4 protein-coding genes are annotated in these 4,081 nt (G+C 70.8%); 3 read left to right on the forward strand and 1 reads right to left on the reverse strand.

The annotated features are described in order from the left end of the window. The first annotated feature begins 233 nt into the window (after positions 1-233). Positions 234-1,682 carry an IS1182 family transposase gene (locus COGEMETH_RS19120; protein WP_238184192.1) on the forward strand — a complete coding sequence of 483 codons (1,449 nt, stop codon included), beginning with the start codon at positions 234-236 and terminating at the stop codon, positions 1,680-1,682. A 203-nt stretch (positions 1,683-1,885) separates the two neighbouring features. Here the strand turns inward: COGEMETH_RS19120 and COGEMETH_RS19125 are convergent, their stop codons facing one another. Then, positions 1,886-2,404 (reverse strand): SRPBCC family protein, encoded by a 519-nt coding sequence (locus COGEMETH_RS19125; protein ID WP_238184193.1) that lies wholly within the window; start codon positions 2,402-2,404, stop codon positions 1,886-1,888. A 269-nt stretch (positions 2,405-2,673) separates the two neighbouring features. On the opposite strand from COGEMETH_RS19125, the gene COGEMETH_RS19130 reads away from it, so the two are divergent. Together COGEMETH_RS19130 and COGEMETH_RS19135 are read left to right on the forward strand one after the other, a co-directional pair. After that, the gene (locus tag COGEMETH_RS19130; RefSeq protein WP_238184194.1) at positions 2,674-3,822 is read left to right on the forward strand and encodes an acyl-CoA dehydrogenase family protein; all 1,149 of its coding nucleotides are present in this window, start codon (positions 2,674-2,676) and stop codon (positions 3,820-3,822) included. After that, positions 3,819-4,081 (forward strand): SAM-dependent methyltransferase (locus COGEMETH_RS19135; RefSeq protein ID WP_238184195.1); only part of this gene is annotated, 263 nt, incomplete at its 3' end. The genes COGEMETH_RS19130 and COGEMETH_RS19135, both read left to right, overlap by 4 nt.

A 4,081-nucleotide genomic window follows, 5' to 3' on the forward strand; every position in this document is an offset into this window, starting at 1 on the left:
GACTTGGGCCGGCAAGGACTTGGGCCGGCAAGCGTGCGGGTCTCGGGCAAGCCCGCAATCCGTGGGGGAGCAGAGGCCCGCCGTTAGGCCGAGGCACGTCCTGAAGGCGATGTATGCATCGGCCAGTGGTGGGAACCTGAGGCTCGGCACCCGCCCCGAACGTCCCTAAAGGGTCCAGGCTGTGTGAAAACGCGTTGATCTGGTAGAGTAATTTCCGATCTGAGAAGGTCGGGATGAAGCGTTTTATCGCAGGCGAGGATCGTCAGCAGGCCACGCTCCTTCCCGATTGTCTGGACGACTACGTCACCGTGGACAATCCAGTCCGTCTCGTCGAGGTGTTCGTCGATGAACTCGACCTGACGACGCTTGGCTTTGCAGGCGCGGTGCCGGAGGCGACTGGGCGTCCGGCCTATCATCCGGCGACATTGCTCAAGATCTACCTGTATGGCTATCTCAACCATATCCCGTCGAGCCGCCGCCTGGAGCGCGAGACCCAGCGCAACATCGAGCTGATCTGGCTGACCGGCCGGTTGATGCCGGACTTCAAGACGCTGGCCGACTTCCGCAAGGACAACGGCCAGGCGATCCAGGCGGCCTGCGCGCAGTTCGTCGTGCTGTGCCGCAGGCTGAACCTGTTCAGCAAGGCTGTCGTCGCCATCGACGGTTCGAAGTTCAAGGCCGTCAACAACCGAGACAAGAACTTCACCGCCGCCAAGGTCGAAGCCCGACTGGCGCAGGTCGAGGCGAGCATCGGCCGTTACCTCGCCGCACTGGACCGGGCAGATCGCGAACAGAGCGACGTTGCTGAGGCGCGTACGACGCGGCTTACGGAGAGGATCGCGGGCCTGCGCGCGCAGATGCAGGCTCTGCAGGCGATGGGCCGGCAGGTCGAGGCCGCGCCCGACGGCCAAGTCTCGCTCACTGATTCCGACGCGCGCTCCATGGCCACGAGCGGCAAGGGCACGGGCATGGTCGGCTACAACGTCCAGGCTGCGGTGGATGCCGAGCATCACCTGATCGTGGCGCACGCCGTGACCAACGTCGGCAGCGACCGGGCGCAGCTCGCGTCGATGGGCCTCCTGGCACAGGAGGCGACCGGATGCGGCACGATCACGGTGCTGGCCGACCGCGGTTACCTCAACGGCGATCAGGTGCTGGCCTGCGAGGGCACCGGCGTGCTGCCGTGCGTGCCCAAGACCCTGACCTCGGGCCATGCCAAGCGTGGTCTCTTCACGGGGCAGGACTTCGTCTACGGCGCCGAGAAGGATCACTACACCTGTCCCGCCGGCCAGCACCTGACCAAGGGGCTTGCCCGGTCCGATCGACGGGCCGAGGGCGACGAGATGGACCACTACCGCAACCTAACGGCCTGTCTCGATTGCGCGCTCAAGCCCCGCTGCACGCCGGCGGAGACGCGGCGTGTCAAACGCTGGGTGCACGAGGGCGTCCTCGACGCGATGCAGGCGCGGCTCGACCGGATGCCGGACGCGATGAAGATCCGTCGCCAAACCGTCGAGCACCCATTCGGCACACTGAAGGCCTGGATGGGAGCCACCCACTTCCTGACCCGCACGCTGGCCAAGGTCAGAACCGAGATGAGCCTGCAGGTTCTGGCCTACAACATGAAGCGGATGATCCAGATCTTCGGAGTTGGGCCACTGATCGCGGCCATCCGGGCCTGAAGGTCATCCTTCGATCCGAAACACTGAAGCGTGTGTGCGACCGGCGACGGCAGAAGCCGCGTTCTCACACGGCCTCGGTCGGAAGCGGTCCCAAGGTCCAGGTGCCATCCGTCAGATTTCGACCACCAGCGCAGAGCAGTGAGTGAGGCCCCGAATGCGATCCGGGGTGACGCTGCCGTTTCATGCGCCGCCCCGGCCCGGCCCTATGGGCCGACCTCCTTCGCGATGCCGGCGAGACCTTCGTCGTAGACGCCCTCGATGTCGGCCTTCGCCTCGGCCTCGCTCATCCCGGCCGCGTCGAAGGTCGCCGTCCACACCACGGTCGAGCCCGCGCCGTTCGGCCGGACGGCGAGCGTCGCGTTGTAGGCCGACACCGGCAGCGGGCCCTGGACGAAGCTGTAGCTGTAGCTGCGTCCCGCCTCGTCCCGGGCGGTCTCGGCCTCCACGATCGTGCCGAGCCCGCCCTTTACCACGAGGCCGCGGATGTGGACGGTCTCGCCGTCGGCCTCGCTGTCGTCGGACAGGATGCAGCGCTCCACCTGCGGGTGCCAGCGGGCGATGCCGCAGAACGCGCCGATCACCGCCCAGACGGCCGCGGGCGGCGCCCCCACGTCGCGGCTGCGGGAGACCTCCAGGGCGCGGGCGGCCGGGGCCTGCGCCATGACGGCCGCGGCGGCGGCCAGGGCCATGGCGGCGCGGCGCTTCGGGGTGGTGGTGCTCAAGGGGGCCTCGCATCTGCGGTCCGTCCCTCGGCAGAAGACGCGGCGCCAATCGCGGTTCCCCGGCCGGGTCCTGGGGCGCCCTCCACACCCTCGGCGACGGGTCCCGGAACTTGACGGCAGCCAGGGTGCTTTCGCCTATGACAGCATCCCGCAGAAGATCGTCGAAGACCGCGAGCAGACTCTGTACGGCAGGGTCGTTGGCATAAGGTCGACGCCGTTGCGGCAGGGGCTGCGGCGGGCTCTTCTCAAGCTGGGGTCGAGGTTTGCGTATGGGGTCCGTCAACGAGAAAGCCCTCGTCCTCGCGGCCGAGGCCGTGCGCGCCGCCCAGGCCGTGGCCGAAGGGGCGGCCCTGCGGGCGGCCGACCTCGACCGGACGGGTGATTTCCCGACCGCGGACGTGGCGGCCCTGCGCGAGGCCGGCCTGCTCGCCGCCCCGCTGCCCGTCGAGCGCGGGGGGGCCGGCCTGTGCGAGCCGGCCGGCATCGGCCCCTTGCGCGACGTGCTGGCGGCGGTGGGAAGCGGCAGCCTCGTCCTCGGGCGGCTCTACGAGGGCCACGTCAACGCGCTGGCCCTGGTCCTGCGCTACGGCGGGCCCGAGGCCCTGGAGCAGGCCGCAGGCGACGTCCGCGACGGGCACCTGTTCGGGGTGTGGAACACCGAGCCCAGTCCCGGCGGCCTCACCCTGGCGGACGCGGTCCTCACGGGGGCCAAGAGCTTCGCGTCGGGGGCCGGCCACGTCACCCGGCCCCTCGTCACCGCCCGGCTGCCGGACGGCCGCAGCCAGATGCTGGTCGTGCCCCTGGAACCCGGGACGCGGGCCGACCTGTCCACCTGGCGCGTGCACGGCATGCGGGCCACCGCCACCGGGACCCTGGACTTCACGGGAATCCGGCCCGCTCCGGAGGCCTTCGTCGGCGTACCCGACGACTATTTCCGCGAGCCGGTCTTCTCCGGCGGGGCCTGGCGCTTCCTGGCCGTGCAGCTCGGCGGCATCCGCGCGGTGTTCGAGGCGCACCGGGCGCACCTGCGCGCGACCGGACGCGGGGGCGACCCGCACCAGGCGGCGCGCCTGGGCGAGGCCGCCATCGCCGTCGAGACCGCCGCCCTCTTCGTCGAGCGGGCGGCCGAGACCACCCTGCGGGAGGCGGGCGACCCGATGCAGGTGGTCGCCTATGTCGGCCTCGCCCGGATCGCGGTGGAGCGCGCCGGCCTGGAGACGATGGCGCTGGCCCAGCGCTCCGTCGGGCTCGCCGGCTTCCTCGAGACCCATCCCCTGGAGCGGCGCGTGCGGGACCTCGCCACCTACCTGCGCCAGCCCGCCCCGGACTACGCCCTCACCCGCGCGGCCGCCTGGGTGCTGGACGAGCCTGCCCCCGTGCAGGACCTCTGGCGCGGCGGCCTCGGACTCCTGCCGTGAGCCGGCGCGCCGAGACGCTGCCTTCGACCTACTTCGCCGGGCTCTACGCCGATGGCGGGCCGGACCCCTGGGGCTTCGAGACCAGCGCCTACGAGCAGGCCAAGTACGCCGCCACCCTCGGATGCCTCTCGCAGCCCCGCTACGGAAGCGCCTTCGAGGCCGGCTGCTCGATCGGGGTCCTCACCCGGCAACTCGCGGCGCGCTGCGACGCGCTCACCGCCCTCGACCCGGTGCCGGCCGCCGCGCGGCCTCGACGGCG

It is taken from the genome of Methylobacterium trifolii, assembly GCF_022179685.1.
Lineage (GTDB): Bacteria > Pseudomonadota > Alphaproteobacteria > Rhizobiales > Beijerinckiaceae > Methylobacterium > Methylobacterium trifolii.

Bases quoted from the DNA above. Each gene is read 5' to 3' on its own strand.
- COGEMETH_RS19120 (WP_238184192.1), top strand. From the start codon at position 234: ATGAAGCGTTTTATCGCAGGCGAGGATCGTCAGCAGGCCACGCTCCTT.
- COGEMETH_RS19130 (WP_238184194.1), top strand. From the start codon at position 2,674: ATGGGGTCCGTCAACGAGAAAGCCCTCGTCCTCGCGGCCGAGGCCGTG.